The sequence below is a fragment of the Staphylococcus sp. GDY8P120P genome, assembly GCF_017892065.1.
GTDB classification, from domain to species: domain Bacteria; phylum Bacillota; class Bacilli; order Staphylococcales; family Staphylococcaceae; genus Staphylococcus; species Staphylococcus nepalensis.
The window spans coordinates 194,738-210,859 of record NZ_JAESKI010000007.1 but is presented as its reverse complement, the minus strand read 5'-3'; the positions used below and the strand labels follow the sequence as shown (position 1 = coordinate 210,859).

Sequence of the window (16,122 nt, the reverse complement as noted above, 5' to 3'; positions counted from 1 at the left end):
TCAAATGAGTTATATTATTATAAAAATAGGTGGCAGCACTCTAACAAATTTACATGAATCTACAATTGAGGATATTGTTCAATTAAAAAAACAAGGTTATAAGCCATTAATTGTTCATGGTGGTGGGCCTTTCATCAACCAGTCATTAAAATTACAAGGCGTAACATCGGAATTTAAAGATGGTTTAAGAGTGACTACTGATGACGTACTTTCAGTAACAAGTCAAACTTTAATAGGCCAAGTCAACCCGAGTTTAGTTAATAAAATTAATCGATTTGATATTAAAAGCATTGGCATAAATGGTATGGATGCTCAATTATTCGATATTGTGCCACTAGATCCCCAATATGGTTTTGTTGGTGAACCTGCTAATATAGATGTTTCTGTTATAGAGTCATTAACTGATTCTTTTGTTCCAGTCATTGCTTCTATAGGCGTGCTTAAACAAACAGGCCAAATATATAATATTAATGCTGATACACTTGCATATAAACTTGCGCAAGCGTTAAATGCACCTATTTATTTATTGAGCGATATTCCAGGCGTTTTAATTAATGAAAAAGTCCAAGCTTCTCTAAACGCGGAAAGCATTGAAGCATATATTGAACAAAAATTAATATACGGAGGCATGATTCCCAAAGTACAAGATGCGATTCAAGCAATTGAAATGGGATGTCAAAAAGTTGTCATCGCTGCTGGGAGTGAGTCACATATCATTCAAAAGTTACAAAATGGCCATAATGTTGGCACAACAATACAAAATAAATAATTTATATGTAAGACAATATAAAAAGGAAGCGGGACAACAAAACCTATTAAAAATAGATTTCTATCTCGCTTCCTTTTTATAATGTGTATATTTTATTAAAGATTAATGATTATGAGCATAATTTGTTAAAAGCTCAATATAAAAATCAATAAATTTTAAATATTTTTCTTTTTCTACACATTCATCAATTTGGTGTGGTTTAACACCAGGACCAAATACTAAGAATGGGAAAGATTCACCTTTACCTTTGAGCAAGTTTGATGCATCAGTCACGCCACCAATAGGGGAAGCAATGAAATCTTTATCAAAGGCAGTTTTAGCTATAGTTTGTGCCGTATTAATTAAACTATTGTCGCCTGTGGTGAGGACTGGGTCTAAATCTAAGTATAAGTTGCTTGCTAAATGTGCACCCTTATTATTATATTTCTCTATTGTATTTGAAAACAATGCTTTGACTTGTTCATTATCATATTCAGGGATTGTACGAATATTAAAATCTGCATCTGCTTCTTCTGGTACAGAGTTGACTTGAACACCGCCATTGATTAATGTGTTACTAATGACTAAACCTTGGAGCGCCGATTCAACTTCTTCAAGCGCCATTGTGGCAGGTAATGAAGGTTTTATTCTTTCTATGAATTGTGTGAAATTTAACGCTTTACCTTGGACTTCCTTTGAGATTCTAGCGTAAGCATCATCAATATCTTGAATAAATTCAATTAATGGTTTAATCGCGTTTGTCCCTAAAATAGGCATAGAGCTGTGGGCTGATTTACCATATGAAGTGATGCGATAATCCATAGAACCTTTGTGGGCGTATACCATCATATCTTGGCAAGGTTCAGCAATGATTAACGCCTCAACATCATCCATATAACCTTTTTCATATAAACTTTGAGAGCCAAGTTGTTCCATTTCTTCACCAGTTGTCGCTAAAAACTTAATGCGACCCTGCTTAAGTGACCCAGATTGTTTCATATCAATTAGTGCAATGGCTAACGCAGCGAGTCCAGATTTCATATCAGCTGCGCCTCTGCCATATAAAAAGCCATTATCTTCAGTAAGTGTGAATGGATCGTATGTCCATTGAGAACGGTTACCTTCAGAAACCACGTCCATGTGACCGGATATACCAATTACTGGGTTACCTTCGCCTATTTCAGCAATAAGGTTAGCACGTCGCTCATCTACTTTATCTATAGTCGATTCAATACCATACTCTGAAAATAATTTTTGAAGATAGTTACAAACCTCGATTTCATTATCATTTACCGTATTCATTGCTACAATATCTGATAAAATTTGTACTTTTTCTTTTTCTGAAAATGTACACATTACATATCACTCCTTTGCATTACTAAATAAAGTATACATCTATAAAAAATGTTTTTTAAAGTAAAACGGTTTTTTAAAAAAGAATATAATAAATTTATTTGTATTGAAAAGAGAATAAAATATAGTCGCATTGCTTGTATACAGCGTTTTTGCAATAGTAATGAATGGATTGTGTAGATTAGAATAGCGGTGCGATTATTTCCATGGGAATAACATCGTAATAGTTATCATGGTGATTTATAATGTGAATAGTTTAACTACAATAGGCAAAATAGATTATAAATTGAAAATTAGAGTCATTTACTATGATTAAAACCATTTTTGATGATACGCTATAAGAAGCGGAATTATGTTTCGACGATTTGGTTTTTCATATATTGACTGAAGCATGAAACATGCTTGGAATAGTGATATGGATAAAGCTTTTGAATTTAAATGTTATTTTATAATGATTATAAATTGAGCTGTCAGCTATTTATATGAAAAATGTATTTAGAAAGGGGAATATCATATTGGCAAAAGTAGCAATTATTGCTGGAGGCAATAAAGTAAAATCACGACTTACAGGTGTCATAGATTACGCAGAAAAGTATTTGGATGATGAAGGTATTGATACAGATATTATTCATGTCCATCAGTTAGACGCAGAAGCGTTAATTACTGCAGATTTTTCCGATGAATCAATTAATCAGACACATAAAATAATTGAAGATGCTGATGGCATCATTATTGTATCACCAGTATTTAAAGCAGCTTATTCTGGCATAGTCAAAACATATTTAGATTTATTACCACGTGGCGCGTTTACTGGTAAAACAGTGTTGCCATTAGCTTTAGGCGGTACGTTTGCGCATGTATTAGCAATTCAATACAGTCTTGATCCGGTTATTAAAGAACTAGGTGCGGATACGATTCATAAAGGCAGATTTATATTAGATAAGCATATCACGCAAAATGATGATGGTAGTTATAATTATGACCAAGAAGCAAGAGATGGTTTAAATAAAACTTTAAAGAAATTTGTCAGTGACAAGTCGCAAGTTAAAGAATAGATTGCTTAAGAAGTTGAGAAATGAAACAGTAGCTATATGATTGACATTGGGCTTGTCTTACGTAGACAGACCCAGTTAATGTGTACTGTTATATCAGCTTTTTTAAACATATAATCATTAAAAAGTGGGAGAAAAATATCAATTTAAGATTTTTGATATCTTTCTCCCACTTGTTTTGGCTGTTTTATAAAGTAATTAAATGCCATTGATCTTGTTGATCCATTGATAATTCAAACTCTGACGTTTGTATCGTAATTGGATAGGATTCAGACATTTTTTCGGAAAATAACCATTTATTATTTTCTGGAGTAAGTAAAATAAAGCTATCATCACGGGTGTCTCCAATGAAATTCAAATCTTCTGCTATAAATGGCTGATTTTCATATGTATTTAAATAATACTTTGATAATGCTTCGAACACTTCATTTGCTTCATTACAAACGAATCCAATCTCACTAATCCTTGAGAATTCAGGCTCATCTGTAATATTAGAGATTCTTGCTATCAGTTCAACAACATTGCCCGATGGATCGTGAAAATAAAACGAATGTGCAATGAAAGACTCAAAATAAGTGGCATGTGCACCATCTTCCATCAACAAGAATAAAATATTTTGGTAATGTTGTTTCATATCATAAAAATGGTTGTAAGGAATATCAATTGCAAAGTGGTAGAAGGGTTGGACGTCTTCGTCAGATTGTTGGAAATACAAATGTGTCTCCCCAATTTCAACCACAAAAGTCTCCTCATTAATCATACGAACGGGACATTCTAAAGTTTCTTCATAAAATTGGAATGTCTCTGCTAATTCTGAAGTGAATAATTTAATGCTTTCAATTTTCATAAACGAATCCCACCCAATCCTCATGTTTACATATCAATATAAGAAATAATTTACTTGTACTTTATCAAAATAATAATCAATATGATAATAATAAGAAGTTTATTTGAAATAATGCCCTTTAAGTTACAATAAATCCTAAATGCTTTGAAATGGATTGAGCAGTGGCTTTTAATTGTGATATAAGAAAATCTTTTTTATAAATTTGAGCAGTAGGAAAAGATAAACTGATAGCACCTTGAACTTCATTTCTAAAGTTTACAAAATATGTACCAATACAAAAAATCCCTGTTTCATTTTCTTCTTTATCTTCCGCGTAACCTTGTTGGCGAATCATTTTTATTTCGCTCATTAAATCCTCTACATTAGTAATCGTATTTTCGGTATGTGCTTTAATTTGTGTTGCATCCCACACCTTGTGAATCGCTTCGTCACTATAAGTAGATAAAATGGCTTTTCCAACAGCTGTACAATACATAGGCGAACGCAACCCTATCTTAGAAGACATTGTTTGTTGTGCCCCATCAGGTATAAATTTCTCAATATATAAAACTTCATTTTTATCTTCTAATACTAAATGGCACGTTTCTTTAACGTCTATAGCAAGCTTACTTATTAAACTTTTAGCAATATTTAAGTGATCAATATTTTGTATGCTAGCATATCCTAATTGGAATAATTTAAAGGTCAGTTCATATTGATGTGTTAAGTTATCTTTTTTTACATAATTGTTCTCAATTAAAGCTTGCACTAAACGGTGTATCGTTGTTTTAGATAGGCCGCTTAATGATACGAGTTGGTTTAATGATACTGGGCTATATTTTGAAATCAATTCTAATAGATTTAAAGCACGATCAAGTGATTGCACATTTGACATAATTTACCTCCTTAAAATAACAACGTTTTCAATATTGAATTGACAACGTTTTCATAATCCCTTTATAATGTTAGTTGATTCCTTTATATGATATACCATTTCATAATGTGGAATAAACATCAAATAATTTATGCCATCATAATATATTAATCATAAATAAACGAGGGGAGTGTTTCGGTGTTTGGGGAATTTTGGCCACTTATAGGCGTTGTTTTAGGTGTTATTGTACTTTTGATTTTAATTATTAAATTTAAGATAAATGCATTTATTGCATTAATTGTTACATCTATTTTCACCGGTGTTATTTTAGGTATGCCATTAGACAAAATTATAGAAACCGTTGAAAAAGGGATGGGAAACACTTTAGGTAGTGTTGCTATTATATTTGGTCTAGGTGCTATTTTGGGAAAACTTATTGCAGATGGCGGGGGCGCGAATCGTATTGCTGACACGCTTATTGATAAGTTTGGTGAAAAATACATCAAATGGGCTATGATTTTAGCTTCATTTATTATAGGTATTGCGCTGTTCTTTGAAGTAGGACTTGTATTATTAATTCCATTGGCGTTTACGATAGCTAAGCGATTGGGTGTTTCTCATATGAAAATTGGTATTCCAATGGCGATTGCTTTATCTGTCACGCACGGTTTTTTACCGCCACATCCAGGTCCAGTTGTTATTGCTAAAGAATTGAATGCTAATTTAGGTGAAGTATTATTATATGGTATTATCATTGCTATCCCTACAGTTGTCATTGTAGGAGGTTTATTGATACATATGTTACCTAAATTATCGCCAAGTGCTTTTAAAAAAGAAGTAGATATGTCCAATATTATTTCTGAAATTCCAATAAATGAAAAAGATAAACCAGGCTTTGGTATTAGTGTGTTTACAGCATTATTACCGGTCATTTTGATGTTGTTTGCAACTATTGTTCAAATGATAACAGGACATCAAGATGGTGCTACAAATCAATTTGAAAGTGTTGTTTATTTTATAGGTAACGCTCCTGTAGCAATGTTAATTTCATTATTATTTGCTATTTATTCAATGGGAGTACGTAGAAGAAGAACGATGAATCAAGTGATGGATAGTGCGTCTTCTGCAATTATCCCGATAGGTATGATGATACTGATTTTAGGCGCAGGCGGCTCATTTAAAGAAGTTTTAATAGATGGCGGTGTAGGTAAGACAATTGAACATATGTTTGTCGGTTCTAGTATGTCTCCCATATTATTAGCGTGGATTGTTTCTTCATTGTTACGTATTGCACAAGGATCAGCTACAGTTGCAGCAATATCTACGACGGGTATTGTATTACCATTACTACAAGCAACAGATGCGAATTTAGCATTGGTCACACTTGCAATCGGGGCAGGTAGTATCATTTTTTCACATGTTAATGACACAGGATTTTGGATTTTCAAAGAATATTTCGGTTTAACTGTGAAAGAGACATTTTTAACTTGGTCTGTATTAGAAACGGCCATTTCAGTTTGTGGATTAGTATTTGTATTACTTTTAAATATAATGTTATAAAGTTGAAAGGAGTAAGGTGAGTATGAAAGCGGTATTTATTAATGGAAAAGAAGATATCGAATTGAGAGATGTTGAGACTTTAAATAGTCATGAAGATGATACTAAAGTATTGATTGAAGTGAAGTACGTGGGTATTTGTGGATCTGATTTACATTATTTAGCAGAAGGTGCTAGTGGGCCAGCAGTGATACGTGAACCATTAACACCTGGTCATGAGCTCAGTGGCATATTACTTGGAGATATGGAATATCAAGGTGAAACTTTACCAAAAGGCACTAAGGTTACAGTGCACCCAGCTACTTATGGTGAAAAAATTGAAAGATTACCAAATAACCCTGAAGTTTGGCCAAATGGTGCTTATTTAGGATCTGCCAGATATTTACCTCACCAACAAGGTGCAATGGTTGAAAAAATGTTGGTCGATAAATCTCAAATATTAGCTTTGCCTGATAAGGTATCGTTAAAGCTAGGAGCATTGGCTGAACCACTTAGTGTAGGTATGCACGCTATTAATTTAGCAGGCGGAGTAAAAGATAAATCTGTACTGGTTTCTGGCGCAGGGCCGATTGGTTTACTTGCTGCAGGTGCTGCTTATACATTAGGTGCTAAAAGTGTTACGATTACAGATATGTTAGAAGAACCATTATCACGTGCAAAAGATATGGGAGATATCAAAACACTAAATATTAAGGAAAATGATGTACCTGAAGACCAATATGATGTCATATTAGAATGTTCGGGTGCAACGCCAGCTATATCAACAGCATTTAAAGCCATAAATATTGGTGGCGTTATTATACAAGTTGGTAATTTACAAGATAAAGCAGCACCGATTAACTTAAGCCCTATTAATATTAAACAAGCTACATATCGTGGCTGTTATAGATTTAATAGTGAAATAGAAGACGCATTAAAAGTATTAGAAAAAAATGAAAAAATTGGAAATGTGGTGACTCAAACCTATCATATTGAAGCATATAAAGAAGCGTTTGAAGTAGCAGCCAATTCACGATTATCTTCTAAAGTGATGATTGCTTTTTAATGTAAAAAGCAACACCACATTAAAAACAAAAATAGACTAAATTTAAATCTATATTTGTGAAATTGCCTATAAAAATGTTGGATTTATAGTAGAAATCTATGGCAATTATATGTAAACATAATATTGCTTGCGACAAGCTTGCATGAATAGCTAACGTCTTGAGACTACAAACTCAAAATATGTTCGTATCAATGAAGCAAAACAACACGAAGCATTTATATGAAACAGCCCCCAAAAAGAAATCTTTTGGGGGCTGAATTTTGGAATTTATATTCTAGACGTTGCGCTGTCTTTATATTACGTGAAGAGTAGAGCAATCAAATAAGCGCTTATACCGGCTAATATACAGTAAATTAACGCAGGACCTAATGTTTTTCTAATAACGCTGCCTTCCTTGCCTGGCATATTTACAACGGCACAAACAGCGACTACGTTATGCACACAAATCATATTTCCAGCAGCAGCGCCAATAATCTGTGCTGCTAAGACAATAAATGGGTCAGCGCCAATGGAATTTGCTATATTCATCTGGATAGGTGAAAAAGTCAACGTTGAAACAGTTGCACTACCAGTAATGAATGAACCTAGTGCACCTAAGAATGGAGCTACAAATAACCAAATTGGCCCTAAAGTGGCAGCCATATTTTGGGCAATATATTCTGGCATACTATTCAAATCATTGATATTAATACCAGAATTGATAAAAACATGTACCATCGCAAGCGTAGCGACGAGCGTGATACCTGTGATTTTAATGGTAGCTAATGATTCTTTACTTGCATTGGCCATATTTTTAAAGGATTTTCTTTGAACTAAAATTGCAAAAAGTGCAGATAAAATTAGAATCGTACCTGGTGAATAAAGGAACTGCCATTCAGATGATATTTCTGAGAAATTTAAAATATTATTCCAAGAAAAATCAAGAAAATGCGTTGTGATATATTCAATACTTGGTATGGTTCTTGTTAATAGAAGTAAAATAACAACCATTACATATGGCGCCCAAGCTGTTAACAAACTCATAGAGTGTTCATTCACATCAGCTTCGTAAGTTTCATCCGCAGCGTCTCTCCAAATTGTTTTAGGCAATAGCCAACCTTTACTTGCTGTTAATACCGCTACAACAAGTCCTGTTAACGAGCCTAATATAGCTACAAACTCTGCACCAAAGATATGTGCATATATAAATGCAGAAACAGCGTATACAATACCAATTAATGCTAACCATGGTAGCATTTCAATGATAGATTTTAATTTTTTATTTTTACCAAAGAAAATAACCATTGTAGCAATAACGATAATAGGTATAAAGATACCACTTAGTAAGTCTAGTATCGTGATTTGTTCAGCAGTAGAATGGAAAAAAGCTTGATTTGCTTCTTTTAAAGTACTTAATCCCACAATAACTGGCGTCCCTACAGCTCCGAAAGAAACAGCAATACTATCAGCGATTAAAGCAGTAGCGACAGCAACTATAGGTCTAAAACCTAAAGCGACTAGTAATGGTGCTGTTACCATAGCAGGTGTTCCAAATCCTGATGCACCTTCAATAAGTGAACCAAATAAGAAGGCAACGATGATAACTTGTACACGCATATCTGGAGAGATTTTTTTAAAACCTGCATTTATGCGATTGACTGCACCTGTTTGACGCAATGTATTGAGCAAAACAAGCGCGCCAAATAAAATATAAAGAATAGTTAAGGTTTTGTGTGTACCTTGAAGTATAGAAGCTATTACAACATTACCTTGCATACCCCATACAAATATCCCTAAAACAGTAACTACGACAGCACTAATAATCATTCCTTTTAAAGCAGACATGCGTAAAAGTACTAGAAATATAAAAGGTATAATTACTGCACTGAAAGCGACTAATAACATCATTTTATATAAAACTCCCTTATTCATATAATCAATAATCATCTAGTCATATGATGACTAAATAATATAAATTGTAACCGTTTTCAATAGAATTTTCAATTGTTTATAAAAAATATATTATTTATATTTCAATTTAGATAGCATAGATATTGGTATCTTTGTATTTAATCTATGACATAAAACGATATTTTCGTAATTCGAAAATCATTTATTCATAAACGAAAACAAACGAAAATAAATTTGCATTAATAGAAAAAATGTAATAATATAATGATAATATTTGAAAGCGTTTCCAAGTATTTTAATTTTAGATAATCCAATATATATAAATGATTGGATGTTTTATATAAGGGGTGTGTGAAATGAGTGATAAACTGACTAAAATAGGTATGCCACCAACTTTGTTATGGGGGTATATTGGTGTATTGATTTTTATGATGGGCGATGGGTTAGAATTAGCTTGGATTAGTCCATATTTACATGAAAATGGATTATCTGTACAACAGACAGCGATTTTGACTACATGTTATGGTGTGACGATAGCGATTGGTTCTTGGTTATCAGGTGTGTTGGTTGAAATTATCGGCCCGAGAAAAGTAATGTTGTTAGGTACGGGATTATATATTATTGGACATGTGATATTTGTTGGATTTGCCATTCCGACAATGGATTACAACATCATGATCCCATCTTACGCTATAAGAGGTTTTGGCTACCCACTATTTGCTTATTCCTTTTTAGTGTGGGTGGCTTACCGCTCTCCACAAAAAAGATTAGGTGCAGCTGTAGGTTGGTTCTGGTTTGTATTTACAGGGGGATTAAGCGTCTTAGGATCATTCTATTCTTCGTTAGCGATTCAATTATTCGGTCATTTCTTTACATTGTGGACTGCGATTGTTTGGGTGCTATTAGGTACGTTTTTAGCTGTGTTTGTCAATAGAGATCAGTTCATAGTTGAAGAAAAAGGGCACGGGTTTAAAGAACATATCAGTGAGATTTTGGCAGGTATCACAATATTAAAAAGAGAACCACGTGTTGCAGTGGCATGCGTTGTCAGAGTAATTAACCAAGCAGCACAATATGCCTTCCCATTATTCTTACCAATTTATTTAGCGTCTAAAGGCATTGCAACAACAACTTGGTTAAATATTTGGGGAACAATTTTTATAGCTAATATCATATTTAACCTCATATTTGGCGCTTTAAGCGATAAAATAGGTTGGAAAAATACAATTTCTTATATCGGTGGTATTGGGTGTGCAGTATTTACATTAGGTCTTTACTTTGTACCTGAATTATTTACAGGCAACGTCTTTATTGTTGGTACAGTAGGCTTTTTATGGGGTGTGTGTTTAGCAGGGTTTGTTCCTATTTCTGCACTTGTTCCGTCACTTGTACATGATGGTGATAAAGGGCCAGCTATGGCAATTTTAAATTTAGGCGCAGGTCTTTGCGTTTTTGCTGGTCCAGGTTTAGTAGCATTATTTTATAGTAGTATTGGTGTTCAAGGCATGATGTACTTGATATTTGGATTATATGTTGCCAGCGCCATTATGACACGTTTCTTAAAAACACCAGAAGAACGTGCACGCACTAAGGCCGATGTTTTGCATAATTAAAAATAAACCAATTAAAGCGATAGGCTTTAGCATTCAAAAAATATGTAATTGAAGTGAGACGGTACTGGATTATTTATTTTTAAATAAGGTATATAAAGCGGGAACACAATATCAATTTGATGAAATTGGATATCGTGTTCCTGTTTTTTGTATTTACTTTAAGATATGATTATGCAAATTTTTGAGACAGAGTGGTTAAAAATGTAGTTATTTTTCTTGAAAACCGCCTGAAACGAATTGAGCAGCAATTTGTTTAAAAGTAGACAATAGTAAATCTAACATAGATGTTCACCTCCATGGATTAACTATTATGTATGCAATATACTATAAAATTTTAAAAATAAGCGCATTAAATCATAACCTAAAAAATAACTGCCTCAGTGTTTATGCTTAAAAATTTTTATCCCTCAAACGTTATAAAATAGGACTTCAGTGTAGAATGGTATGTACCATTTGGGAGGTTATTTATATTTTTAAAAGAAAAAGCTAACTTCATTTTTTAATAATATGCAATAAAAAGTATATTTATTCTTGATTTATAGTTTATTTAGGTTTAATATGTATATTAACCTTATAAAAACATTGGAGTGATGACATTGGGGCGTACACAACAAATTTAAAAAAACTACAATCATTTAAAGGAAAAAGTTTTTTGAAAACATGTGACTTTTCTTTAGATGAGCTCGTAACTTTAATCGATTTTACTGGAGAACTTAAAGAGAAGAAAAAACGAGGTATCCCACATCCATATCTTAAAGGGAAAAATATTGCTTTATTATTTGAAAAGCCATCTACAAGAACACGCGCAGCGTTTAGTGTGGCAGCAAATGATTTAGGTGCTTTCCCAGAACATTTTGGCCAAGGTGATATTCATTTAGGCGTTAAAGAATCTACCGAAGATACTGCAAAAGTATTAGGAAGTATGTATGATGGTATTGAATTTAGAGGACATCATCAAAGTGATGTAGAAAACATAGCACAACATGCAAATGTGCCAGTGTGGAATGGTTTAACGAATGAGTGGCATCCAACGCAAATGGTTGCAGATTTTTATACTTTAAAAGAAAGTTTAGGTACATTACAAGGCAAGACTTTGACTTATGTAGGTGATGCAAGAAACAACGTCGCGCATGATTTGTTAGTTACTGGAGCAATATTAGGTGTAAATATTCATATTGCAGCACCTGAATCATTATTTCCACATCAAGATATACAAAAACTTGCTGAAACTTACGCATTACAATCAGGTAGTCAAATCTTAATTACAGATAATATCCAACAAGCTGTTTATAAAACGGATGCGATATATACTGATGTATGGTTTTCAATGGGAGAAGATGAATCTGTTCAAACGCAACGTATTAATGATTTACTTCCATACCAGATTAATGAAGCCATGCTCGTCAATACTATGAATCCAAATGTTATTGTGATGCATTGTTTGCCAGCATTTCATGATGTACACACAGAAGTAGGACAACAAATTTATAAAACGCATGGATTAACAGAAATGGAAATAACAGATGCAGTTTTTAAAGGTAAACATTCTGTTGTATTCGAACAAGCAGAAAATAGATTACATTCGATTAAAGCTATAATGGCAGGAACTTTGGGCGATATATTTTAAATAATATGAGCGCAAAGTAAGTTTTAAAAGCGACGTATAAGCAGATGCATTACTGTAGAAACAGAGAGATAGAAATTATATNNAATATAATTTCTATCTCTCTTATTTTTTATGTTTCAAAGAAGCGTTTTCAATATTTTTTGAAAAAGTTTTTCATAATATAAAAACCCATTGATTAATATTTTCTTTAACTGTATATTGATGGTAATTAGGAGGTTAATCATATGAGTAAATTGTTCGAGAGGGCACAACAGTTTGGTAAATCATTTATGTTACCTATCGCTATCTTACCAGCAGCTGGATTATTATTAGGCATTGGTGGTGCATTAAGTAATCCTAATACCATTAAAGCTTACCCTATGTTGGATATTGCTTTATTACAAAATATATTCGTACTGATGTCTTCTGCAGGTAATATTGTATTTCAAAACCTACCTGTTATTTTTGCCATTGGTGTTGCAATAGGCTTGGCTAAAAGTGATAAAGGCACTGCAGGATTAGCTGCGATGTTAGGTTTCTTAATTATGAATGCTTCTATGAATGGCTTGTTAACCATTACAGAGACTTTAGCTAAAGGAAATTTAGCTGAAGAAGGCCAAAGTATGGTGCTGGGTATTCAAACGGTAGAAACGGGTGTATTTGGCGGTATTATAACGGGTGTTATGACAGCGCTTTTACATAACAAATATCATAAAATAGCATTACCTTCGTATTTAGGATTCTTTGGAGGATCTCGCTTTGTTCCAATTATTACAGCTATCGCTTCTATTATACTTGGAGTCATTATGTTTTTTATTTGGCCAACGATACAAGGATGGATTTTTGGTGTTGGTGGTATTGTAGATAAAACAGGTGTAATTGGCACTTTCTTCTTTGGTTTTATATTGAGGTTGTTGGGCCCATTTGGCTTACACCATATATTCTATTTACCATTTTGGCAAACTGCATTAGGTGGCTCATTAGAGGTCAAAGGCCATCTCGTACAAGGAACACAAAATATATTCTTTGCTCAGTTAGGCGACCCAGACGTGACTAAATATTATTCAGGCGTTTCGCGTTATATGTCAGGGCGTTTTATTACGATGATGTTCGGTCTCTGTGGCGCAGCATTAGCAATTTATCATACTGCTAAACCGAAACATAAAAAAGTCGTAGGAGGTTTAATGTTATCAGCTGCATTAACGTCATTTTTAACAGGCATTACAGAACCTTTAGAATTTAGCTTTTTATTTGTTGCACCTGTATTATATGTCATTCATGCTTTTTTAGATGGCTTAGCATTTATGATGGCTGACATATTTAACATTACGATTGGTCAAACGTTTAGTGGTGGCTTTATAGACTTTTTATTATTTGGTGTATTACAAGGCAATGCTAAGACAAACTTCTTATGGGTTATCCCTATAGGTATCGTTTGGTTTATGATTTATTATGCTATTTTTAGATTCTTAATTAGTAAATTTAATTTTAAAACCCCTGGTCGTGAAGACGAAGCAGCCATAGAAACAGTTCAAGCTACAGATCGTGCTAAAACAATCATTAAAGGCTTAGGAGGAAAAGAAAATATAGATATTGTTGATTGTTGTGCTACAAGATTAAGAGTGACATTAAAAACGGATGACCCAGTAGATAAACAAATACTTAATTCTACAGAGGCTAAAGGTGTCATACAAAAAGGAAACGGCGTACAAATCGTTTATGGTCCCCATGTCACAACAATTAAAAATGAAGTGGAAGCGTTGTTAGAGAGCAATCAATCATAAAGAATAAAATGATAAATATTTATATTAAGACATAATAACTTTTTTAAGAATATTTGAGTAGGGCGGGGCGTGAAATTTTTTAGGGTTTCTGTCTCGCTCTTATTTTGTGTTAATTTATTAAAGATTGTTTTTAAATGCTTATTCGCTATAAAAAATTACATAATGCATTTGGATAAAAGAAATAATTATTTTTAAAGATTCAATGTTACAAATAGGAAATATTATTCATTTAAAAAGAGTTGCATTGACGATTAGGAATAAAAAAGCGTAAGTTAAGAAACGTCTACAACAATATTATTTTTTTGTATTACAATTTAGTTGAAAGTAAACAACCTTTGAATAAAAGGTGATAGAGAAAGAGGTGTATTAAATGTCTAATTTCGTAAACGCAATCAGTGAAGCGGTAAAAGCAGGTTTAAACGCTGATTGGATAACAATGGGAACTAGCATTGCTGATGCATTAGCTAAAGGCGCTGACTTCATCTTAGGTTTTTTTAACTCGTAAAAAAGACGAGGGCGGTTGGTGATAAACCAATCTACCCATCGTCTTTTATTTTATAAAACTAAACCAATCATTGATGCAGAGATAATTGAAGCTAGTGTAGAGCCTAGAAGTAGACGTAAGGCAAACGATGCTACTTTATTGCCTTGTTCATTACTAAAGCCTTTAATTGCACCAACAATAATACCTACTGTACCAAAGTTAGCGAAACTAACAAGGTATACAGAAATGATACCTCGTGTACGTTGTGTTAAATCACCAGCTAATTTTTGGAAATCTAACATAGCAACAAACTCGTTCGTGATTAACTTTGTCGCCATCAATGAACCGGCTTGAACTGCTTCGCTCCATGGTATACCAATAATAAATGCAATAGGGGCAAAGATAAAACCGATTAATTGTTTAAAATCTAAGCCTACAAAGTTAAATAATACTGTGATTGCTTCCATCAGAGAGATGAATGCAAGCAGCATAATAGCAACACTTACGGCAATTTTAAAACCATCCGTTGCACTATCACCAATCATCTGGAAGAAGGGTATTTTTTTAGGCTTTGCTTTAGCATTATTGGAAATATTTTCATCAGCGGTTAAGTTAGAGATTTCTACATCGCTGTCGTCTGATTTATAAGGATTGATTACGCTTGCGATAATTAAGGCACTGAAAATATTTAACATAACAGCAGTCACAACATATTTAGGTTCGATCATTTGCATATACGAACCTAACATAGCCATGCTCACAGCACTCATACCGGAAGTTGTAATCGTATATAATTTAGCTTTAGATAATTTAGGAATCATTTCTTTGATTGTTAGGTAAACTTCTGGTTGTCCTAGCATAGAAGTTGAAATAGCAAAGTAACTTTCGAGACGACCCATGCGTGTGATTTTATTAATGATAATACCTACATATTTAATAATAAATGGAAGAATTTTAAAATAATTTAATACTCCGATTAACACGGAAATAAATACTAAAGGTAATAACACTGTAATAAAGAATGTTGAAGCGCCTTTATTTTGTAAACCACCGAATACAAAGTCGATGCCCGCTTTACTAATATTAATTAATTCTTCAAAAAATGAACCTAACCCCGTTAATATGGTTAAACCAATATTCGTGTTCATCATAAATAACACGATAACGATTTGAACGATTAACATCACGAGTGGTTTTTTAAAATCAATTGCTTTTCTATTGTAACTAAATAGAAAAGCGATAAATAATGCAAAAATTATACCTGTAAAGGCAAATAAGATTGACATAAGG

13 protein-coding genes are annotated in these 16,122 nt (G+C 33.1%); 8 read left to right on the top strand and 5 right to left on the bottom strand.

All coding sequences use genetic code 11. From position 1 onward, the window contains the following. Nucleotides 1-4: 4 nt before the first annotated feature. Nucleotides 5-769 carry an acetylglutamate kinase gene (gene argB / locus KA900_RS05530; protein WP_096808282.1) on the top strand — a complete coding sequence of 255 codons (765 nt, stop codon included), beginning with the start codon at nt 5-7 and terminating at the stop codon, nt 767-769. A gap of 102 nt (nt 770-871) precedes the next feature. Here the strand turns inward: argB and KA900_RS05525 are convergent, their stop codons facing one another. Further along, complete coding sequence (locus KA900_RS05525) at nt 872-2,104, bottom strand: ArgE/DapE family deacylase (protein ID WP_096808283.1); 1,233 nt, start codon at nt 2,102-2,104, stop codon at nt 872-874. A 512-nt stretch (nt 2,105-2,616) separates the two neighbouring features. Between KA900_RS05525 and ssuE the strand changes: the two genes are divergently transcribed. After that, nucleotides 2,617-3,156 carry an NADPH-dependent FMN reductase gene (gene ssuE, locus KA900_RS05520; protein WP_096808284.1) on the top strand — a complete coding sequence of 180 codons (540 nt, stop codon included), beginning with the start codon at nt 2,617-2,619 and terminating at the stop codon, nt 3,154-3,156. A 184-nt stretch (nt 3,157-3,340) separates the two neighbouring features. On the opposite strand, the gene KA900_RS05515 is transcribed toward ssuE, so the two are convergent. Together KA900_RS05515 and KA900_RS05510 are read right to left on the bottom strand one after the other, a co-directional pair. Then, nucleotides 3,341-4,000 (bottom strand): hypothetical protein, encoded by a 660-nt coding sequence (locus KA900_RS05515; RefSeq protein WP_096808285.1) that lies wholly within the window; start codon nt 3,998-4,000, stop codon nt 3,341-3,343. Between the two features lie 118 nt (nt 4,001-4,118). Then, nucleotides 4,119-4,874, bottom strand: a complete 756-nt coding sequence (locus tag KA900_RS05510) for an IclR family transcriptional regulator (protein WP_174221764.1) — start codon at nt 4,872-4,874, stop codon at nt 4,119-4,121. Between the two features lie 177 nt (nt 4,875-5,051). Between KA900_RS05510 and KA900_RS05505 the strand changes: the two genes are divergently transcribed. Beyond that, nucleotides 5,052-6,413 carry a gluconate:H+ symporter gene (locus tag KA900_RS05505; RefSeq protein WP_096808287.1) on the top strand — a complete coding sequence of 454 codons (1,362 nt, stop codon included), beginning with the start codon at nt 5,052-5,054 and terminating at the stop codon, nt 6,411-6,413. Nucleotides 6,414-6,435: 22 nt separating this feature from the next. Beyond that, nucleotides 6,436-7,455, top strand: coding sequence for a zinc-binding dehydrogenase (locus tag KA900_RS05500; RefSeq protein WP_210139350.1), 1,020 nt, complete (start codon nt 6,436-6,438; stop codon nt 7,453-7,455). Nucleotides 7,456-7,752: 297 nt separating this feature from the next. Here KA900_RS05500 and KA900_RS05495 read toward each other — a convergent pair whose 3' ends face one another. Then, nucleotides 7,753-9,342, bottom strand: a complete 1,590-nt coding sequence (locus KA900_RS05495) for an L-lactate permease (RefSeq protein WP_210139349.1) — start codon at nt 9,340-9,342, stop codon at nt 7,753-7,755. Between the two features lie 359 nt (nt 9,343-9,701). On the opposite strand from KA900_RS05495, the gene KA900_RS05490 reads away from it, so the two are divergent. From KA900_RS05490 to KA900_RS05475, 4 genes are all read left to right on the top strand, one after another. Continuing rightward, entirely contained in the window at nt 9,702-10,958 is a 1,257-nt protein-coding gene (locus KA900_RS05490) for an MFS transporter (RefSeq protein WP_096808290.1), read from the top strand. 595 nt (nt 10,959-11,553) lie between these two features. After that, nucleotides 11,554-12,585 (top strand): ornithine carbamoyltransferase, encoded by a 1,032-nt coding sequence (gene argF / locus KA900_RS05485; protein WP_170006894.1) that lies wholly within the window; start codon nt 11,554-11,556, stop codon nt 12,583-12,585. Nucleotides 12,586-12,809: 224 nt separating this feature from the next. Further along, the gene (locus KA900_RS05480; protein ID WP_103373170.1) at nt 12,810-14,348 is read left to right on the top strand and encodes a PTS transporter subunit EIIC; all 1,539 of its coding nucleotides are present in this window, start codon (nt 12,810-12,812) and stop codon (nt 14,346-14,348) included. A gap of 370 nt (nt 14,349-14,718) precedes the next feature. Next, nucleotides 14,719-14,853, top strand: a complete 135-nt coding sequence (locus KA900_RS05475; RefSeq protein ID WP_103373171.1) for a beta-class phenol-soluble modulin — start codon at nt 14,719-14,721, stop codon at nt 14,851-14,853. 50 nt (nt 14,854-14,903) lie between these two features. Here the strand turns inward: KA900_RS05475 and KA900_RS05470 are convergent, their stop codons facing one another. Further along, the gene (locus KA900_RS05470) at nt 14,904-16,118 is read right to left on the bottom strand and encodes a NupC/NupG family nucleoside CNT transporter (protein ID WP_107644370.1); all 1,215 of its coding nucleotides are present in this window, start codon (nt 16,116-16,118) and stop codon (nt 14,904-14,906) included. Nucleotides 16,119-16,122 lie beyond the last annotated feature (4 nt).

Bases quoted from the DNA above. Each gene is read 5' to 3' on its own strand.
- KA900_RS05490 (WP_096808290.1), top strand. From the start codon at position 9,702: ATGAGTGATAAACTGACTAAAATAGGTATGCCACCAACTTTGTTATGG.
- KA900_RS05480 (WP_103373170.1), top strand. From the start codon at position 12,810: ATGAGTAAATTGTTCGAGAGGGCACAACAGTTTGGTAAATCATTTATG.
- KA900_RS05515 (WP_096808285.1), bottom strand. From the start codon at position 4,000: ATGAAAATTGAAAGCATTAAATTATTCACTTCAGAATTAGCAGAGACA.
- KA900_RS05475 (WP_103373171.1), top strand. From the start codon at position 14,719: ATGTCTAATTTCGTAAACGCAATCAGTGAAGCGGTAAAAGCAGGTTTA.
- KA900_RS05495 (WP_210139349.1), bottom strand. From the start codon at position 9,342: ATGATGTTATTAGTCGCTTTCAGTGCAGTAATTATACCTTTTATATTT.
- argB (WP_096808282.1), top strand. From the start codon at position 5: ATGAGTTATATTATTATAAAAATAGGTGGCAGCACTCTAACAAATTTA.
- KA900_RS05510 (WP_174221764.1), bottom strand. From the start codon at position 4,874: ATGTCAAATGTGCAATCACTTGATCGTGCTTTAAATCTATTAGAATTG.
- KA900_RS05470 (WP_107644370.1), bottom strand. From the start codon at position 16,118: ATGTCAATCTTATTTGCCTTTACAGGTATAATTTTTGCATTATTTATC.
- KA900_RS05525 (WP_096808283.1), bottom strand. From the start codon at position 2,104: ATGTGTACATTTTCAGAAAAAGAAAAAGTACAAATTTTATCAGATATT.
- KA900_RS05500 (WP_210139350.1), top strand. From the start codon at position 6,436: ATGAAAGCGGTATTTATTAATGGAAAAGAAGATATCGAATTGAGAGAT.